This is a genomic window from Rhodococcus indonesiensis (assembly GCF_047782815.1).
Lineage (GTDB): Bacteria > Actinomycetota > Actinomycetes > Mycobacteriales > Mycobacteriaceae > Rhodococcus > Rhodococcus indonesiensis.
This window is the reverse complement of the sequence record NZ_CP180630.1, coordinates 3,549,557-3,566,654: the sequence shown is the minus strand read 5'-3', so window position 1 is coordinate 3,566,654 and position 17,098 is coordinate 3,549,557. Positions and strand designations below refer to the sequence as shown.

At 71.8% G+C, this 17,098-nt stretch carries 20 protein-coding genes; 9 read left to right on the top strand and 11 right to left on the bottom strand.

The annotated features are described in order from the left end of the window. Window positions 1–7: 7 nt before the first annotated feature. From ACM26Y_RS16500 to ACM26Y_RS16490, 3 genes are read right to left on the bottom strand one after another with little or no spacing between them, the layout of a single operon-like run. Complete coding sequence (locus tag ACM26Y_RS16500; RefSeq protein WP_416061388.1) at window positions 8–1,444, bottom strand: condensation domain-containing protein; 1,437 nt, start codon at window positions 1,442–1,444, stop codon at window positions 8–10. Between the two features lie 6 nt (window positions 1,445–1,450). Next, entirely contained in the window at window positions 1,451–1,864 is a 414-nt protein-coding gene (locus ACM26Y_RS16495) for a SufE family protein (protein ID WP_289378718.1), read from the bottom strand. Beyond that, window positions 1,861–2,754 (bottom strand): sulfurtransferase, encoded by an 894-nt coding sequence (locus ACM26Y_RS16490; protein WP_054372178.1) that lies wholly within the window; start codon window positions 2,752–2,754, stop codon window positions 1,861–1,863. Before ACM26Y_RS16490 ends, ACM26Y_RS16495 begins: the two co-directional genes overlap by 4 nt. Window positions 2,755–2,844: 90 nt before the next feature. Between ACM26Y_RS16490 and ACM26Y_RS16485 the strand changes: the two genes are divergently transcribed. After that, window positions 2,845–3,246: a group III truncated hemoglobin gene (locus ACM26Y_RS16485; protein WP_289378720.1), complete on the top strand. Its 402-nt coding sequence runs from the start codon at window positions 2,845–2,847 to the stop codon at window positions 3,244–3,246. On the opposite strand, the gene ACM26Y_RS16480 is transcribed toward ACM26Y_RS16485, so the two are convergent. The 5 genes from ACM26Y_RS16480 to ACM26Y_RS16460 form a co-directional block, all read right to left on the bottom strand. Further along, a complete protein-coding gene (locus tag ACM26Y_RS16480) occupies window positions 3,212–3,571 on the bottom strand; it encodes a cupin domain-containing protein (protein ID WP_054372180.1) in 360 nt (119 codons plus the stop codon). The two genes, ACM26Y_RS16485 and ACM26Y_RS16480, sit on opposite strands and share 35 nt — an antisense overlap. 93 nt (window positions 3,572–3,664) lie before the next feature. Then, window positions 3,665–4,462 (bottom strand): methyltransferase domain-containing protein, encoded by a 798-nt coding sequence (locus ACM26Y_RS16475; RefSeq protein ID WP_416061387.1) that lies wholly within the window; start codon window positions 4,460–4,462, stop codon window positions 3,665–3,667. 25 nt (window positions 4,463–4,487) lie between these two features. Beyond that, window positions 4,488–5,144 (bottom strand): Maf family protein, encoded by a 657-nt coding sequence (locus tag ACM26Y_RS16470; protein WP_416061386.1) that lies wholly within the window; start codon window positions 5,142–5,144, stop codon window positions 4,488–4,490. 2 nt (window positions 5,145–5,146) lie between these two features. Further along, window positions 5,147–5,464, bottom strand: coding sequence for an acyl-CoA carboxylase subunit epsilon (locus ACM26Y_RS16465; RefSeq protein WP_289382215.1), 318 nt, complete (start codon window positions 5,462–5,464; stop codon window positions 5,147–5,149). Window positions 5,465–5,615: 151 nt separating this feature from the next. Then, window positions 5,616–7,256, bottom strand: a complete 1,641-nt coding sequence (locus ACM26Y_RS16460) for an acyl-CoA carboxylase subunit beta (RefSeq protein ID WP_054372184.1) — start codon at window positions 7,254–7,256, stop codon at window positions 5,616–5,618. 117 nt (window positions 7,257–7,373) lie between these two features. Here ACM26Y_RS16460 and ACM26Y_RS16455 point away from each other — a divergent pair, with 117 nt between their 5' ends. From ACM26Y_RS16455 to ACM26Y_RS16440, 4 genes are read left to right on the top strand one after another with little or no spacing between them, the layout of a single operon-like run. Then, window positions 7,374–8,240 (top strand): biotin--[acetyl-CoA-carboxylase] ligase, encoded by an 867-nt coding sequence (locus ACM26Y_RS16455; protein WP_054372185.1) that lies wholly within the window; start codon window positions 7,374–7,376, stop codon window positions 8,238–8,240. A gap of 46 nt (window positions 8,241–8,286) precedes the next feature. After that, window positions 8,287–8,832, top strand: coding sequence for a PH domain-containing protein (locus ACM26Y_RS16450; protein WP_416061385.1), 546 nt, complete (start codon window positions 8,287–8,289; stop codon window positions 8,830–8,832). A gap of 38 nt (window positions 8,833–8,870) precedes the next feature. Continuing rightward, window positions 8,871–9,554 carry a response regulator transcription factor gene (locus tag ACM26Y_RS16445; RefSeq protein WP_054372187.1) on the top strand — a complete coding sequence of 228 codons (684 nt, stop codon included), beginning with the start codon at window positions 8,871–8,873 and terminating at the stop codon, window positions 9,552–9,554. Window positions 9,555–9,564: 10 nt separating this feature from the next. Further along, window positions 9,565–10,869 (top strand): sensor histidine kinase, encoded by a 1,305-nt coding sequence (locus tag ACM26Y_RS16440; protein WP_054372188.1) that lies wholly within the window; start codon window positions 9,565–9,567, stop codon window positions 10,867–10,869. Between the two features lie 46 nt (window positions 10,870–10,915). Here the strand turns inward: ACM26Y_RS16440 and ACM26Y_RS16435 are convergent, their stop codons facing one another. Further along, a complete protein-coding gene (locus tag ACM26Y_RS16435) occupies window positions 10,916–11,464 on the bottom strand; it encodes a GtrA family protein (RefSeq protein ID WP_054372189.1) in 549 nt (182 codons plus the stop codon). 135 nt (window positions 11,465–11,599) lie between these two features. On the opposite strand from ACM26Y_RS16435, the gene ACM26Y_RS16430 reads away from it, so the two are divergent. The 3 genes from ACM26Y_RS16430 (at window position 11,600) to ACM26Y_RS16420 (ending at window position 13,819) form a co-directional block, all read left to right on the top strand. Continuing rightward, window positions 11,600–12,895: a 5-(carboxyamino)imidazole ribonucleotide synthase gene (locus ACM26Y_RS16430; protein ID WP_416061384.1), complete on the top strand. Its 1,296-nt coding sequence runs from the start codon at window positions 11,600–11,602 to the stop codon at window positions 12,893–12,895. Further along, window positions 12,888–13,391, top strand: a complete 504-nt coding sequence (gene purE / locus ACM26Y_RS16425; RefSeq protein ID WP_274521200.1) for a 5-(carboxyamino)imidazole ribonucleotide mutase — start codon at window positions 12,888–12,890, stop codon at window positions 13,389–13,391. The genes ACM26Y_RS16430 and purE overlap by 8 nt, the downstream gene beginning before the upstream one ends. A gap of 98 nt (window positions 13,392–13,489) precedes the next feature. After that, complete coding sequence (locus tag ACM26Y_RS16420) at window positions 13,490–13,819, top strand: hypothetical protein (protein WP_416063695.1); 330 nt, start codon at window positions 13,490–13,492, stop codon at window positions 13,817–13,819. Here ACM26Y_RS16420 and ACM26Y_RS16415 read toward each other — a convergent pair. Both ACM26Y_RS16415 and ACM26Y_RS16410 read right to left on the bottom strand, forming a co-directional pair. After that, window positions 13,797–14,504: a TIGR03089 family protein gene (locus tag ACM26Y_RS16415; protein WP_416061383.1), complete on the bottom strand. Its 708-nt coding sequence runs from the start codon at window positions 14,502–14,504 to the stop codon at window positions 13,797–13,799. The two genes, ACM26Y_RS16420 and ACM26Y_RS16415, sit on opposite strands and share 23 nt — an antisense overlap. A 65-nt stretch (window positions 14,505–14,569) precedes the next feature. After that, window positions 14,570–16,099, bottom strand: coding sequence for an LCP family protein (locus ACM26Y_RS16410; protein WP_416061382.1), 1,530 nt, complete (start codon window positions 16,097–16,099; stop codon window positions 14,570–14,572). A 135-nt stretch (window positions 16,100–16,234) separates the two neighbouring features. Between ACM26Y_RS16410 and rfbD the strand changes: the two genes are divergently transcribed. Then, window positions 16,235–17,095 (top strand): dTDP-4-dehydrorhamnose reductase, encoded by an 861-nt coding sequence (gene rfbD, locus ACM26Y_RS16405; protein WP_416061381.1) that lies wholly within the window; start codon window positions 16,235–16,237, stop codon window positions 17,093–17,095. Window positions 17,096–17,098: the final 3 nt, after the last annotated feature.

The following is a 17,098-nucleotide window of genomic DNA, read 5'->3' as shown; positions in this document are numbered from 1 at the left end:
GGGAACGTTACCGGCCGGTAGTCGGATCGCCCCGGTTCCCGCGTTCCGGCGTGTCCCACTCGCGGTCCTCGCTCACCTCGTGCATCAAGGTCCGGACCCGTTCGACGAACGGCGGCACGTTGGCCGCGGCGGTCGGCGTGTCGGGGAACCGGCCCGCCAGGTTCACTCCCTTCGGGCTGCGGTTGAACCACAGGAACACGTCGTGTGTGTAGCTGCGGCTGCGCAACGTCCGCGCGTTCCACTGCGGCCACTGCGCGGCCATGGGGACGAAGCGAATGTCCATGTACGACACCAGGAATCGAGGTCGCATGGGTATCCCCAGCAGTTCGCCGACCAGGTCGAACGGCACCCGGGCGCTCGCCCGGGTGCGGCGCAGTTCGGCGCCGGCGCGCGCCGCGAGCGTCGCGAAGTCCGCGGTGCCGGTCGTGTCGATCCCGACCGGACGCAATCCCACGAACCAGCCGAGGGCCCCGGCCCACATCGGGCCGCTGCGGGTGTGGGCGGGCGCGATCGTCCGGAACTGTTCGACACCCGCGAGTTCGACCGCGGCACGGGCGAGGCACGCGAGCGTGCCGGCGAGGAACCCGTGCCCGGCCTCCCGGCAGCGGGCGGCGAACCGGTTGGCCCGGTCGTCGTCGAGCATCCGCACGGACAGTCGACGCTGCGGCGACGCACCGGCCGGCCGGGGGCCGAGGGGCAACGGGAACTCGGGCATCCCACCGCCGCCGGCGGTCAGGGCGTCTCGCCAGATCCGCACGGCCTCGTGGTCGCCGGCCAGATCCGCGGCGTCGGCCCGTTCCGTGGCACCGAAGTCGATGTAGCTGCCCACGGGAAACAACCCGGCCGGCCGGCCGGTCCGCTCCTGCTCGTACAGGGCGGTGATCTCGTGGGCGACCAGGACGACCGAGTAGGCGTCGGCCACGGCATGGTCCGCGGCGAAGAACACCGTGAACGACGGGCCGGACGCGTCCACGTCCTCGGGTTCGAGGGTGGCGAAGACGTACGCCGGCCACGTGTGCGGCTCGGTGCAGTCGGCCAGCAGCTGCTCGAGGTGCTCGCAGATGTCGTCCGGAGCGGAGGGCAGGTGCCGGATGAACCGGACCGACACCGCACCGGCGGGTGTGGTGCGCCGGATCGCGCCGCCGGCGGCTGCGTCGCCGCTCAGGGTGACGTGGCTGCGCAGCGGTTCGTGGCGGTCGATCCAGCGCTCGAGGGCGCGCCGGAACGGCTCCGGCTCGAGATGCCCCCGGACCTCGAAGGCGGTACCCAGCCACGCATCCGGAACGTCGCCGTAACGGCTGCCCGCGGTGCGGCGCAGATGCGCCTCGTGGACGTGCGACACCGGCCGCGGATCGGTCCTCCAGGCATCCTCCGCAGCGCACGGCAGCCATTCGGTCAGTACACCCGCCGGGATCGGGTAGTCCGCCAGCTCGGTGAACTCCATGACTTCTCAGGCGCGCAGGTGCCGCTTGATGCGCGCGAGCATTGCGCTCATCCCCCGCAGGCGCAGCGGGCTGACGGCGTCGGCCAGGCCGAGGGCCGAGTAGAAATCGTCGGGGACCCCGAGGATCTGTTCGGCACTGAGACCGTCGAGCCCCTGATGCAGGATGGACGCGAAGCCGCGGGTGGTCGGGGCCTCGGGGGGCGCGCTGAAGTGCAGCCGCACATGCTCACGGTCGGCCGTGTCGACGGACAGGAACAGCGGTGACTGGCACTCGGGCACCGGCTCCATGGCCGCTTCCTCGAGTTCGGTGGGAATCGGCGGAAGTTCCCGGCTGAACTCGAGCAGCAGCTGCAGCTTGTCCTGACCTTCGACCGCGGCGAAGTCGTCGACGATCTCGGCGAGAGGTGCGGGCAGAGTCACCGGGCCGGCACCTCTCCGGGCTCCTCGCCCTTGACGATCGGCACCCGTACCGCATTGCCCCACTCGGTCCACGATCCGTCGTAGTTGCGGACGTGCTCGTAGCCGAGCAGGTGCGTCAGCACGAACCACGTGTGGCTCGACCGTTCGCCGATGCGGCAGTACGCGATGACGTCGGCGTCCCGCGCGATGTCGGCGTAGATCTCCTCGAGTTCGGCGCGCGACCGGAACCGGCTGTCCGGTGCCGCTGCCCGCGCCCACGGAATGGACACCGCGGTGGGGATGTGCCCGCCGCGCAGCGCGCCTTCCTCGGGGTAGTCCGGCATGTGGGTGCGCTCGCCCGTGTACTCCTGCGGCGAGCGCACGTCCACGAGCGGTCCCTTGCCGAGATGGTCCAGGACGTCGTCCTTGAACGCGCGGATCGCGGCGTCGTCCCGCTCGACCACCGGGTAGCCGCTGGTGGTGCTCACCGGGATGTCGAGGGTGGTGTCGCGGTTCTCGGCGATCCAGGCGTCGCGGCCGCCGTCGAGCAGGCGCACGTCCTCGTGGCCGAACAGCGTGAACACCCACAGCGCGTAGGCGGCCCACCAGTTCGACTTGTCGCCGTAGATGACGACCGTGTCGGTGCGACGGATGCCCTTGCGGTCCATCAGGGCGGCGAACTGGGCGCCGTCGATGTAGTCGCGGGTGACCGGGTCGTTGAGGTCGAGGTGCCAGTCGATCTTCACGGCGCCGGGGATGTGGCCGACGTCGTAGAGCAGCACATCCTCGTCCGATTCGACGACCTTCACCTCGGGTGCACCCAGGTGGGCGGACAGCCACTCCGTCGACACCAGGCGGGTCGGATCGGCGTAGGCGGCGAAGGACGGGTTGGCGTCGGGCGCGACGGGCACAAGTGGCTCCTGAGGCAGTGATGGACAGTTCGGTGATCGACAATCCGTGACGACGTGCGCCGTCGATTCTAGGCGGTACCGTCGGGCAACGTGCTGCGCTCCCCGTCCGCCCCGACCGACCTCGCGACCCGCGCCGACATCGATCGGCTGCTGCGCCGGTTCTACGAGCGCGCGCTCGTCGATCCCGTACTCGAGGCGCCGTTCTCGACCCTGGCCGTGGTGGGTCTCGACGACCATCTGCCGACGATCGGGGACTTCTGGGAGCAGGTGCTGCTGCGCACCGGCCGGTACCGCGGCGCCCTCGTGCCGGTGCACGCCGCGCTGCACCGGCAGTACGGGCTCGACGCGGCGCGATTCGACCGCTGGGTGCGGCTGTGGGACGAGGCCGTCGACGAGTTGTTCGCCGGGACGAACGCCGACCGCGCCAAGGCGAAGGCGGCGTCGATCGCGGCGGCGCTCAGCGCGCGGCTGGATCGAGCATCGTCAGCATGAGCCGCGACGGCACGACGGCTCGTACCGCGTGCGGCAGCCGGGTGGTCATGTGCACCACCCCGCCCGGCTCGAGGTCCACGGTGCGCCCGTCGGCGGTCACCTGCAGGTGACCCGTGAGGGCCTGCAGCAGCACCGGAAACGCGGCGCTGTGCTCGCGCAGTTCCTGCCCGGCGTCGAAGGCGAAGACCACCACGCGGGCCCCCTCGGCGACGAGGACACGCTGCGGGCGCGGCCGGTCCGGGTAGGGCTCGACGGCGTCGCGGACGTCGTCGAGATGCGACAGGGCGGGGGTGGCGGGTTCGGGCTGCGGCGCGGCGGGGCTCACGAGCGCAGGCTACCGCGGCTTGGTCGCGACGATTGCCCTACCGCGGCTTGGTCGCGACGATTGCCCTACCGCGGCTTGGTCGCGACGATTGCCCTACCGCGGCTTGGTCGCGACGATTGCCACGGCCGCGATCGACTTTCGGTACGTCGTGAACGTCGCACGCATGCTCAGCACCCGCTTGCGGGCGTCGCCGTCGCGCAGCACGTTGCGTACGAAGCGCAGGGTGCCGAGGACGCCCTCGTCGGCGACGAACCGGGCCGGCCGGAGCAACGCCATCGGGGCGAGCCGCACGACGTCGACGCTCAGACCGGCGTCGGTGAGCAGGGTCCGCCACTCGGCGACGGTGAGCGGACGGGCGTTGACCTTGATGGAACGGGCCAGACCCTGCCGGATCTCGGTCTTCACCGCGTCGTCGAGCTCGTCGGGCACGAGGGCGAGCTCGTGGATCGCGTACCGGCCTCCGGGGCGCAGCGTGCGCGCGGCCTCGGCGACGATGCGTGCCTTGGCGGCGTCGGTCTGCATGGTGAGCATCGCTTCGCCGACGACGACGTCGGCGCCCGCATCGGGAAGGCCCGTGGCCGCGGCGTCCGCGACGACGCAGCGGCCGCGGTCGCCGATCGCGTCGCGGGTCAGCTCCGCGGCGGTCTCGTCGTGCTCGACACCGGTGTACGAGCGCGGCGCCGAAGCCAGGATCTCCCGCGCGGTCCGCCCGAGGCCGGGAGCGAGTTCGACGACGTCGCTGCCCGCGATGCCCGCATCGGCGAGCAGCCGCGTGGTCGTGCCCGCGCCGCCGGGACGCAGCACGCGTTTGCCGAGGCGAGCGAGCAGCCAGTGGCCGGGGAGGTGGGCGGAGTCGCGTTCGGACATGGGCAGGGCAGAGGAATCGCTCATGTCCCGATGTTAAGGGAAGGCAAACCTAAATAGAAGGGGTGTCGGCGGTGTTCGACGCCCACAGCTGCGCCACCGACACGCCCACCTCGGCCAGCAGCTGTCGCACCAGCGGCAGGCCGATCCCGATCACCGACGAGGGGTCGCCCTCGACGCGCTCGACGAACCACCCGCCGAGGCTGTCGAGCGTGAACGCCCCCGCCACCTGCAGGGGCTCGCCGCTGGCCAGGTACGCCTCGAGGTCGGCGTCGGTGGGGCGGCCGAAGTGGACGGTGGTGCTGCTGTGCCCGGCGGCGCGGGCGACGACCTCACCGTCACGCAGACGCAGGACGCTGTGGCCGGTGAGCAGGTCGGCGCTGCGGCCCGCCATCGTCCGCCAGCGCTCGCGTGCGACCTCCACCGTGCCCGGCTTGCCCTGGAGCTGCCCGTCGACCAGCAGCATCGAGTCGCAGCCCACGACGAGGGTGTCGTCACCGAGACCGTCGCGCACGAGGGTCGGCACGACGTCCGCCGCCTTGGCCCTCGCGAGTTCGGTGACCACCACGTCGGGGGCCGCGCCGGGACCGAGCTCGGCGATCAGCGCATCCTCGTCCACCGCCGAGACCCGCACGATCGGGTCGACGCCGGCCGAGCGCAGCACGGACAGCCGGGCCGGGGACGCCGACGCGAGCACCAGCCTGGCCACGATCAGCCCAGGTTCGGGTACGAGTACGGCGAGAACGGCGCCGTCCGGCGGTGCATCCGGGTGGGATCGCCCCAGGTCTCGCGCGGGCGGTCGTCCGCTGCCGGGGCGGCGGACCCGGCGGCCGCGGCGAGCACCGCGACCAGCGCGGCGATCTCGACGTCCGAGGGGTTGCCCTTGACGATCCGGATCGCGGCGGACGTCTCGGGGGCGGCGGTCTCGGCCGCCGGAGCCGTCGACTCGGCCGCCTCTGCCGACTCGGTCGCTGCGACCTCGGTCACCTCGGTGTCGATGATGGTCTTCTCCTCAGCTACCGCAGTCACAACACACCTCCCGGGAGGCTACCGGAGGCGGCGGGCAGGGCGCGGGAGCGGGCGCGCTGCGCGTTCGAAGTCATGTCGTCCCTCTCGTGGGTCGTGGCCCGGCCGGCTCGGTGGAACCGAACCGGCCGGGATGGTCTCGGCCGTGTGGCCGTCAGAGGGGGATGTTCCCGTGCTTCTTCGGCGGAAGCGTGACCATCTTGCGCTCGAGCAGCCGCAGGGCCGCCACGATCTGTCCGCGCGTGTGCGACGGCGGGATGACCGCGTCGACGTACCCGCGCTCGGCGGCGACGTACGGGTTCACCAGGGTGTCCTCGTACTCGTTCTGCAGCTCGAGGCGCAGCGCGTCGACGTCCTCGCCGTTCTTGGCCGCTTCGAGAAGGCGCTTGCGGTAGACGAATCCGACGGCACCGGAGGCGCCCATCACGGCGATCTGCGCGGTCGGCCAGGCCAGGTTGACATCCGCACCCATGTGCTTCGAGCCCATCACGTCGTACGCGCCGCCGTAGGCCTTGCGCGTGATGACGGTGATCTTGCCCACGGTGGCCTCGCCGTACGCGTACAGCAGCTTCGCGCCGCGGCGGATGATGCCGTTGTACTCCTGCTCGGTGCCCGGCAGGAAGCCCGGCACGTCGACGAGGGTGACGATCGGGACGTTGAACGCGTCGCAGGTGCGCACGAAACGCGCGGCCTTCTCCGAGGCGTCGATGTCCAGGCAGCCCGCGAATTGGGTGGGCTGGTTGGCGACGATGCCGACGCTGCGGCCGTCGACGCGGCCGAAGCCGACGATGATGTTCTGGGCGCGCTCGGCCTGCACCTCGAGGAACTCGTCGTCGTCGAGCAGGCGACGGATCACCTCGTGCATGTCGTAGGGCTGGTTCGGCGAGTCCGGGATCAGGGTGTCGAGCTCGAGATCCTCCTCGGTGAGCGAGTCCTCGATCGAGCCGACGATCGGGTCGGTCGGTGCCGTGCGAGGCGCTGCGGCCTGATTGTTGCTCGGCAGGTACGACAGCAGATCCTTGACGTAGTCCAGGGCGTCCTGCTCGCCCTCGGCGACGTAGTGCGCGACCCCGGACTTGACCATGTGCGTGTGGGCGCCGCCGAGATCCTCCATGGTGACGTCCTCACCGGTGACGGTCTTGATGACGTCGGGTCCGGTGACGAACATCTGGCTGGTCTGGTCGACCATCACCACGAAGTCGGTCAGGGCGGGGGAGTAGACGTGTCCGCCGGCGGCCGGGCCCATGATCAGCGAGATCTGCGGGATGACGCCGGAGGCCTGCACGTTGCGGTGGAAGATCTCGCCGTAGAGGCCGAGGGAGACGACACCTTCCTGGATGCGCGCACCGGCGCCCTCGTTGATGCCGATCAGCGGACGACCGGTCCGCAGCGCGAGGTCCATGACCTTGACGATCTTCTCGCCGTAGACCTCGCCGAGGCTGCCGCCGAACACGGTCGCGTCCTGCGAGAACACGCACACGTCGCGGCCGTCGACGGTGCCGTAGCCGGTGACGACGCCGTCGCCGACCGGCCGGTTCTCGGCCAGGCCGAAGTTGGTGCTGCGATGGCGGGCAAGCTGGTCGAGCTCGACGAACGAGCCTTCGTCGAGCAGCGCTTCGATGCGCTCACGGGCCGTGAGCTTGCCCTTCGCGTGCACCTTCTCGACGGCGGCCGCACCGCTCGGGGCCTGCGCCTGAGCCTGGCGATTGCGCAGGTCCGCCAGCTTGCCGGCGGTCGTGTGGATATCGGGCGTGCTCGCCGCCTCGGGCGCGGACGGCTCCTGGACAGTGGTCATGAGCCATGAGCTTAGCGAGCGTCAGTGAGCGAGCGCGCACCGAGGCCCCGCTTGTGTTGAATCATTGAACTGAAGCTACCGGCCAGTACGTTTCGCCGCCCATCCTAGGCTGTGCGGATGCCCACCGAACCCGAACCGCAGCGTCCGCCCGTCGGCCCCGCGCCGGCGCGACACGAACTCGACGCCGAGCGGTTGCGCGCCGCCCTCGTGCGCGGCGCCGATCCCGACGCGTTCTACCGGCGCCTCGACGTGGTCACCGAGACCGCCTCCACCAACGCCGACCTGCTCGCGGCCGCCCGCGACCCCGGCACCGACCGCCGCGTGCTGCTCGCCGAGTTCCAGCACGGCGGCCGGGGCCGGCACTCGCGGGGATGGGCCGGCGTTCCCCGCGCCCAGGTGATCGTCTCGGTGCTGCTGCGCATGCCCGGCATCGACCTCGCCGATCTGGGCTGGCTGCCACTGCTGGCCGGCACCGCGACCGTCGACGCGATCCGCTCGGTCACCGGGGTGGATGCCGAGCTGAAATGGCCCAACGACGTGCTCGTCGGGGGCCGGAAAGTGGCCGGAATCCTCGCCGAGGTCGCGGGAACCCATCCCGAGCCTGTCGTGGTGGTCGGGATCGGGCTCAACGTCTCGCTCACCGAGGACGAGCTGCCGGTCCCCACCGCGACGTCGCTCGCGCTCGCCGGGGCGACCGATCTCGATCGCACCGCACTCGCCGAGGCGCTGCTGCGCGAGCTCGCCCGCCGCTGGCAGCAGTGGTACGTCGCGGGCTGGGACGTCACCGGGCCGGCCGCCGCCTACCGCGAACGGTGCGGCACGCTCGGCCGTCGGGTGCGAGCGGTGCTGCCCGGAGACACGGAGCTGCACGGCGTGGCGGCCGACATCGACGAGCAGGGCCGCATCGTCATCACCCCGGACGACGGCGGCGAGCCGATCGCGGTGTCGGCCGGGGACATCACCCACCTGCGCCCGGTGCCCTGACCCGCACTCGAGCACCCCGCATCCCGGCTGTGCCATCGTGTCCGGCATGGGATACCCGGAGGACGCCCTCGCCGCCGAGGAACGGCTGCTGCTGCACCGGCACCCGCACTGGAAAATGCTCATCGTCCCGGCGGCGATCTTCGTGCTCGCCACCGCACTCGCCGGATTCCTGCTCGGCCTGAGCCAGGCCCGGCTCGACGGCTCCACCGCGAGCACCCTGACGATCGTGCTCGCGGTGGCGTGGGCGGCGATCGTCGCCTGGCAGTGCCTGGCGCCGCTCGTCGGCTGGTTGTCGACCCACTTCATCGTCACCGATCGGCGGGTTCTCGTCCGGCAGGGCGTGCTCACCCACTCCGGCATCGACATCCCGATGGGACGCATCAGCAACGTGCAGTTCCGGCACGGACTGCTGGACCGGATCCTGCGCACCGGCACCCTCGTCATCGTCTCCGCGGCCGACGATCCGCTCGAATTCGACGACATCCCCGACGTGCAGCGCGTGCATGCCCTGCTGTATCAGCAGGCGTTCCACGCCGACCCGGTGCTGGGCCGGGAGGAAAGACCCGACGGGCCGGGCCGCAAAGCCTGGTAACGCGCCGTGCGCCCGGCCCCGATCCGTACCCTGGATCCGTGACCGCAGTCCTGCTCGCCGAAGACGACGAAGCCATCGCCGCGCCCCTGTCCCGCGCGCTGGGCCGGGAGGGGTACGACGTCACCGTCGAACAGACCGGCCCCGACGCGCTCGAACGGGCGCTGTCCGGTGCGTACGAACTGCTCATCCTCGATCTCGGCCTGCCCGGCATCGACGGTCTCGAAGTGTGCCGGCAGATCCGTGCCCACCGCTCCGACCTCGCCGTCCTGATGCTCACCGCCCGCACCGACGAGGTCGACTTCGTCGTCGGTCTCGACGCCGGCGCCGACGACTACGTCGGCAAGCCCTTCCGGCTCGCCGAGCTCATGGCCCGCGTCCGGGCGCTGCTGCGCCGCCGCGGGGGTGGCGAGTCCGAGGACGTCGTCGAGGTCTCCGGGATCCGGCTCGAACGGGCGGCCCGGCGCGTGCTCGTCGACGGCTCCGAGGTCACCCTCGCCAACAAGGAATACGAACTGCTGCGGGTGCTGCTCGAGCATGCCGGCCAGGTGGTTTCCCGGGATGCCATCCTGCAGGAGGTCTGGGGCGACGCCGACCTGCGAGGTTCCAAGACCCTCGACATGCACATGTCCTGGCTGCGCCGCAAGATCGGCGACGAGGGCCCGGCCGGGGAACGACGCATCGCTACCGTCCGCGGTGTCGGCTTCCGGCTGAACACCGACTGACGGGGCCGGGGTGCGCAGCCGAATCCTGTTCGCGGTCCTCGCGGGCTCGCTGCTCGTGGCCCTGCTGCTCGGAGTCCCGCTCGCCTACACCGCCTGGCTGTTCGTCGAGGACACCGCACGCCGCGACCTGCAGGGCCGGCTCGAGCGCATGTCCGCGGAGGTCATCGCCCAGGAGGGCGCCGACGGACTGGTCGTCGGCGGACTCGACACCAGTTCCCTGCGGCTCGTCGTGCCCGACGGCGGACGCCTCCTCGTCGTCTACCCGACCCCCGAGGACGCCGCGGCCCGGCTCGACATCGGTGCCGCCACGGTGCCCGACCCCCTCGTCGAGTCCCTGTCGATGGGAACATCGGGATCCCTGCGGCTCGAGGCGCCGGCCGAGGACATGCGTCTGCTGCAGCGGCAGGTCCTCGTGGGGGTGACGCTGCTCGTGCTGCTGTCCGTGGCCGTCGGTGCCGTCGTCGCCGTCGTCACCGCGCGCCGGCTGGCCGATCCCTTGCGCGACGTCGCAGCGCGGGCGCGCCGGCTGGGCGAAGGCGACTTCCGGCCCGATCCGCGCCGGCACGGCATCCCCGAACTCGATCGCGTCTCGGACGTCCTCGATGCCGCCACCGTCGAGATCGCCGGCCGCCTGCAGCGGGAGCACGCCCTCGTCGGCGACGTCTCGCACCAGTTGCGGTCCCGGCTGACCGCGGTGCGGCTGCGTCTCGACGAGCTGTCCACCCACACCGACCCGGCCGTCGTCGAGGAAGCCGAGGAAGCGATGCGCCAGGTGGACCGGCTCACCACCGCCATCGACGAACTGGTCCGCGCGTCCCGCAACAGCGGTTCCGAGCTGCGCACCGAGGTGTCCGTCGTCGGGGAGCTGACCGGGGTGATCGCGGACTGGCGCGGCCCCTACAAGGAGGCGGGGCGGGAACTGCACCTGAGCGGAGATCCGTCGCTGCGCAGCCGGGTGACCGGATCCCGGCTCCGCGAGGCCGTCGCGGTGCTGGTCGACAACGCGCTCATGCACGGCGACGGGACGTGCACGGTGTCCGTGCGGCGGGTCTCGACCCTCGGCGGCGGATCGACCGTGTGCGTGGAGGTCACCGACGAGGGGGACGGTGTCAGCGACGAGCTGGCGCCGCACATCTTCGACCGCGGCTTCTCCGGTACCGGCTCGACCGGAGTGGGACTGGCCCTCGCCCGGGCTCTTACCGAGGCCGACGGCGGGCGCCTGGAACTGCAGCGCCGCCGGCCCGCCCTGTTCGCACTGTTCCTCGGTTCCACCCGCGACGAGTCCACCCACCCGGGGATCCGGGAACCGCGCTGAACCGGAAGTGGCTCCTGACCTGCAATGGGGGCAGGGCGGGACCCGGTCAGGAGTGTCCCAGGCCTTCCTCGGCGAACTCCTCGTGCCCGGGAACCTCGTCCCCGTCCGGATTCATCTCCTCGGGGAACACGAAGCGGCGGAAGCACCAGAACCGGAACACCATCTGCAGCAGATTGCCGATGATGTACGCGCTGACGAAGTCGGCGATGTTCTCGACGGTGAGACTGACGTCCGGCACCCGCAGGTCGAACACGTAGCTCGAGATCCACAGCGGGATGAAGCTGAGGACCACGCCGATGCCGCTGACGGCGAAGAACAGCAGTGCCTCGTGGTGCCGTTCCCGGCCGCCCCGGTTCTTGAACGACCACTCCCGGTTGAGGACGTACGAGCAGATCACCGCGATCACCCCGGCGATGACCTTGGCGGTCACCGGCTTCTCCTCGAGCACCGTGAGCTTGAGGGTGTAGAAGATGACCGAGTCGACGACGAAGGTGGTGCCACCGACGATCGCGAACTTGATCAACTCGTGGTGCCGCAGCAACAGCCCCCGGAGAGGCTCGGGGACTCGGTTCACGGCCGCATCGACGAAAGACACCCGGACGAGTCTACGAAACCGTGGCCCGAAGGCACGAACCCGCCGGTGGATTATCAGCTTTACCACAGGAACGCGGGGGTGTCGCGTGGGAGCGCGGCGCCACCCCCGGCGCCCGCTGTGACACCATGGTGAGCCGTGACCGCTACACCCCCGGACTCGGCCGCCGCGACTCCCGCCCCCGCGGCCGGTGACACCCCCTCGCACACTCCCCGCACGCTGCCCGCCGGTATGCCGGTCGTCGCGATGGTCGGCGGCGGTCAGCTCGCCCGCATGACCCATCAGGCCGCGATCGCGCTCGGCCAGACCCTGCGGGTGCTGGCCGCGAGCCCGGACGATCCGGCCGCACGGGTCAGCCCCGACGTAGTGATCGGCAGCCACACCGACCTCGACGCGTTGCGCAGTGCCGCGACCGGCGCCCACGCCTTGACGTTCGACCACGAGCATGTGCCCACCGAGCACCTCGAGGTGCTGCAGCGCGAAGGCGTCAGTGTGCAGCCGCCGCCGCAGGCCCTGATCTATGCGCAGGACAAGCTCGCGATGCGCCGGCGCCTCGCGGAGCTCGGCGCTCCGGTGCCGCCGTTCGCGGAGCTCACCTCGGTCGAGGACCTCACGGCCTTCGGCGACGAACACGGCTGGCCCGTCGTGATCAAGGCGGCCCGCGGCGGCTACGACGGTCGCGGGGTGTGGATCACCGGCGACGCGGACGAGGCGCAGCGGATCGTCGCGGAGCAACTCGCCGCCGGGGTGCCCCTCATCGCCGAAGAGAAGGTCTCGTGGCGGCGGGAGCTGTCCGCGATGGTCGCGCGATCGCCGTTCGGGCAGGGCGCGAGCTGGCCCGTGGTCGAGACCGTGCAGCTGAACGGGCAATGCGCCGTCGTCATCGCGCCCGCCCCGAACCTGCGGGCCGACGTCGAAGCCGCCGCCGAACAGCTGGCCCTGCGCATCGCCGCCGAGCTCGGTGTGGTCGGGGTCATGGCCGTCGAGCTCTTCGAGACCGAGACCGGCGAGCTGATCGTCAACGAACTCGCGATGCGGCCGCACAACTCCGGCCACTGGGGCATGGACGGCGCCCGCACCGGCCAGTTCGAGCAGCACCTGCGTGCGGTGCTGGACTACCCGCTCGGCGACACGTCGCCGATCGCGCCGGTGACGGTGATGGCGAACGTGCTCGGCGCCCCCGAAGCGCCCGAGATGAGCATGGACGAGCGGCTGCACCACCTGTTCGCCCGGATGCCCGACGTGCATGTGCACCTCTACGGCAAGGGTGAGCGCAAGGACCGCAAGATCGGGCACGTCAACGTGCTCGGGGACGCGACCGGGTCGATCGACGACCCGCAGTACGTGGCGGCGGTGCGCGAACGCGCGGAGCGCGCGGCGCACTGGCTCTCGCACGGAGTGTGGACCGACGGATGGGATTCTCACGGTGACTGACGGAGCACAGGTCGGCCTGATCATGGGCAGCGACTCGGACTGGCCGACGATGGAGGCTGCGGCCGAGGCGCTCGTCGAGTTCGGCATCCGCTTCGAGGTGGGGGTCGTCTCGGCCCACCGCACCCCGCAGCGCATGCTCGACTACGCCCGTGACGCCGCCGGACGTGGCATCAAGGTGATCATCGCCGGTGCGGGCGGCGCCGCGCACCTGCCGGGCATGGTCGCCTCCGCGACGCCCCTTCCGGTGATCGGCGTGCCGGTGCCGCTGAAGTACCTCGACGGCATGGACTCGCTGCTGTCGATCGTGCAGATGCCCGCCGGGGTGCCCGTCGCGACCGTCTCCATCGGCGGAGCCCGCAACGCCGGGCTGCTCGCCGCCCGCATCCTCGGCGCGGCCGACCCCGCGCTGCGGGAACGGATGGAACAGTTCCAGGCGGGCCTCGAGCAGATGGTGCTCGAGAAGGACGACGCGTTGCGGCAGAAGCTGCTCGGCTGACTTCGTGTACGTACGCGCGCTTTTCGGTCGTCCGCGCTCGAAATCGCGCGCGGACGACCGCGCGCCGCGCGGATCGTGCTGTGCGCGCGGTGACGGCCATGGCTCTGCTGTGGGCGCGCGCGTGGGGCGGCCGCATCGACTTCGACGACGAGTTCGGTCTCTACGTCTGCAGCGGGATGCGCGGCGGCTACGCCCGCTCGGGTACGACGATCGGCGGGGCGTTCCTCACCGGCCGGTCACCGTCGCGGCGGATCCTGCGGCACGAGGCGGTCCACGCCGATCAGTGGGCGCGGTACGGCGTCGGGTTCGCGATCCGGTATCTCCGGGAGGAGTTGCGCCGTCCCGGTGCCCGCAACCGGTTCGAGATCGAGGCCGGCCTCGCCGACGGTGGCTACACCGGCGGGGTCAACCGTCCAGACGGGCGGTGATCTTCTCGCTCTCGGCTCGCCGGTCCGTGGCTGCCGGATCCGGATTGCTCACCTGCACCAGCGATGCGCCGACGGCGAGGACGGCGAGCAGGCCCTCGATCAGTGCCTGCGGGGTGCTCCAGTCGCGGCTCGAGAGCACCCGGTCCGCACCCGTGATGCCTGCGGCCGCGGCGGCGTCCCGGGCTGCCGCCACGACCTCGTCGGCCGTCCGGCCGTCGAGCACCGGCCCGCCGTCCCCGGCGGGGCGGAACTGGTCACCGTGCACGCGCACGTGCGTCGCATAGTCGGTGACCCCCACCGGCAGGTCCGGTACGGGCCGGCCGAAGGCGTCGAGCGAGAGGACCGCGACCTCGGCAGCGTCCGCGACTTCGTCGAGACGGTCCACGGTGACCAGCGCGAGGTCCGCGTCGTCGGGTTCGAGCACCACCTCGGCACCGGCCCACCACGCGCCGAGCAGGACCGCGGCACTCTGCCAGTGGGCCGGGAGCAGGACGGCCACCCGCCCGCCGGGCAGCAGGCCGAACTCGTCGCGCACCATGTTCGCCGTCTTGGCGGCCCAGTTCGCGAGGGTGACCGCGGACAGCTCGATGCGGGCGCCGGACACATCGTCGTACCACGTGATGCGGGGGCCGGCCGGGTCGGCGGCCAGGATCGGATCGAGCAGGGTGTCGGTCAGCGTGGTCACGGCGTCCTCATCCTTCGGTTCACACGGTCCTTCGGTTCACACGGTCCGTCAGTTCGCACGGTCCGTCAGTTCACACAGCGGGGGCCCGTGGAGCCGGCATCGATCGGCGGGCCGGGTGGAACCGATGTGGGGGCGGCCCCGGCGCTCACGAGTTCCGATCCGGAGGCCACGGAGGTGACGCTCGCGTCCGCGCCCGGACCCGCGTAGTCCTCGGTGAGCACCACCCGCACCGTGCCGGCGTCGAGCGACGGGTCGGCGGCGGTGACCAGGCCGCCGAGTGCCTCGGCGACGGCACGCGCCTGGTCGGACCGGGGGTCGGCGGCGAAGACCGTCGACTCGTCCACCGCGCGGCCGGTGTGGTTGCCCACACCGCCCTCGACGAAGCCGTCACCGACGAGTGCGGCCGCAACGCGGGAGGCCAGACCGGCGACACCGCCGGCGTTCGCGACGTCCACCGTGATCGTGCCGGCCTCGACGTCCGGCGCCGGGTCGGTCGTGGACTGCGACCCGTCGTCGTCCGGATCGACGAGGTCGGCGACGAAGCTGCGCACCTCCTCCGGGTCCACCTGCACCACGGATTCGCCGTAGTCGGTCATCGCGTTGAGGTCCTGGACGGGGATCGTCGAGAACTGCACGGCGCCGCCGGCCAGGTCCTGCATCCGGGTGGCCAGGTCGAGGATGTCCCAGTCGGAATCGAGGACCACCGACCGCTGCACAGCGGCGCTGAGCTGGTTCAGCTTGGACGGGTTGCTCAGCGTCTTCGCGCTGAGCACCTTCTGCACGAGCGACGCCATGAACACCTGCTGCCGCACGATCCGGTCCAGGTCGCCGCGCGGCAGGTCGTGGCGCTGCCGGACGAAGCTCAGGGCGTCCGCACCGTCGAGGGTCTGCTCACCTGCGGGGAAGTTCGCCCCGGACAGCGGCTCGTCGACCGCGTTGTTCAGGCAGACGTCGACGCCGCCGACGGCATCGGTGAGCAGCACGAACCCGAGCAGGCCGACCTCGGCATAGTGGTCGACGGTGATGCCGGTCAGGTCGGCCACCGACTCGACCAGCGCCTCCCGGCCCGCCTGCGTGGCCGCCTTCTCGGCAGCCGCGTCGGACTCACCCGCCTCGACGAGTCGCAGCCGCTCGGTCTCCTTGGTGGCACCGAACGCGGCGTTGATCTTCGACATGCCGATGTCGGGCACCTCGACGTAGGTGTCGCGGGGGATCGAGACGGCGGTCGCCGAGGTGCCGTCGAGCGGTACCCGGATCAGGATGATCGTGTCGGTGTTGTTGGCCACTTCCTCGCCGGCCCGCAGCGCGTCGAGTTCGCGCTGGGACAGTGGATTGCCGTGGGCGTCGGTGCGGCTGTCGGTGCCCACCAGCAGGATGTCGAGGGCGCCGTCCCGGCCGTCCCCCAGGGTGAGCCCACCCACGGTGGCGAGGGAGGACCGCAGCGAATCGACACCGCGCCACGCGACGCCGGTGGCGACCAGGGTGAGCGCCGCGGCGACGGCGACGGCGATCCGCAGCGGCCGACCGCGCAGGACCCCCGATCCTCCCCCCGCGTCGCGCGCCGGAGCTCGGCGTGTGGGCGGTTCTGGCGGCACCTGGCGGTCCTCTCGTCGGGCGTCGGCGGTCGCACCCAGGCTACTGCCGAGACGGCGGCCGTTGTGGCACCCGTCGCGGCGGCGTGCCCGGCTCGTACCGGGTGACAGCCGCCGGGGCATGCCACACTCGTGCCCGTGCAGACCGTTCTCGTCACCGGGGCCCGCGGACAACTGGGCCGTCACCTGCTCGCCCGCGGCGCCGCGGGCGGCCTCCGGATCCGGGGCGTCGGGTCGGAGGAGGCGGACATCACCGATCCCGGCGCCGTGGCCGCGCTCGTCGAACCCGGCGCCGTCGTGCTCAACTGCGCCGCCTACACCGCGGTGGACGCGGCCGAGACGCATCCCGAGGACGCCGCCGCGGTCAACGAGCACGGCCCTGCCAACCTGGCCGCCGCATGCGCCGCCGCCGGCGCGCACCTGATCCACGTGTCCACCGACTACGTGTTCGCCGGCGACGGGAACCGCCCGTACCGGGTCGACGATCCGACGGGGCCCCGCACCGTCTACGGCCGGACCAAGCTCGCCGGGGAGCGGGCGGTGCTCGACCGGCTACCGGGCGCCCACGTGGTGCGCACCGCGTGGCTCTACACCGGCGACGGCAACGACTTCGTCGCCACTATGCTCCGGCTCGAACGCGAACGCGACACGGTGCGCGTCGTCGACGACCAGGTGGGCTGCCCCACCTACGCCGCCGATCTCGCCGACGGGATCCTCGAACTCGCCGCCCGCGCGGGCACGGTGCCCGGCGGGATCCTGCACGCGACGAACTCCGGGGAGGCGAGCTGGTTCGATCTCGCCCGGGCAGTGTTCGCCGAGGCGGGCGCCGACCCGAGCCGTGTGCAGCCGTGCGGCAGCGACGAGTTCGTGCGGCCCGCACCCCGTCCGGCGTACTCCGTCCTCGACGGCAGCGCATGGGCCGCCACCGGGCTGACGCCGCTGCGGCCGTGGCGGCCGGCCCTGCATGCCGCGATCGGCGCCCTACGGGCCCGGGCGTGATTC

Excerpts from the sequence above, each read along its gene's own strand:
- ACM26Y_RS16500 (WP_416061388.1), bottom strand. The coding sequence starts at position 1,444 with ATGGAGTTCACCGAGCTGGCGGACTACCCGATCCCGGCGGGTGTACTG.
- ACM26Y_RS16475 (WP_416061387.1), bottom strand. The coding sequence starts at position 4,462 with ATGAGCGATTCCTCTGCCCTGCCCATGTCCGAACGCGACTCCGCCCAC.
- ACM26Y_RS16460 (WP_054372184.1), bottom strand. The coding sequence starts at position 7,256 with ATGACCACTGTCCAGGAGCCGTCCGCGCCCGAGGCGGCGAGCACGCCC.
- ACM26Y_RS16455 (WP_054372185.1), top strand. The coding sequence starts at position 7,374 with ATGCCCACCGAACCCGAACCGCAGCGTCCGCCCGTCGGCCCCGCGCCG.
- ACM26Y_RS16450 (WP_416061385.1), top strand. The coding sequence starts at position 8,287 with ATGGGATACCCGGAGGACGCCCTCGCCGCCGAGGAACGGCTGCTGCTG.
- ACM26Y_RS16420 (WP_416063695.1), top strand. The coding sequence starts at position 13,490 with ATGGCTCTGCTGTGGGCGCGCGCGTGGGGCGGCCGCATCGACTTCGAC.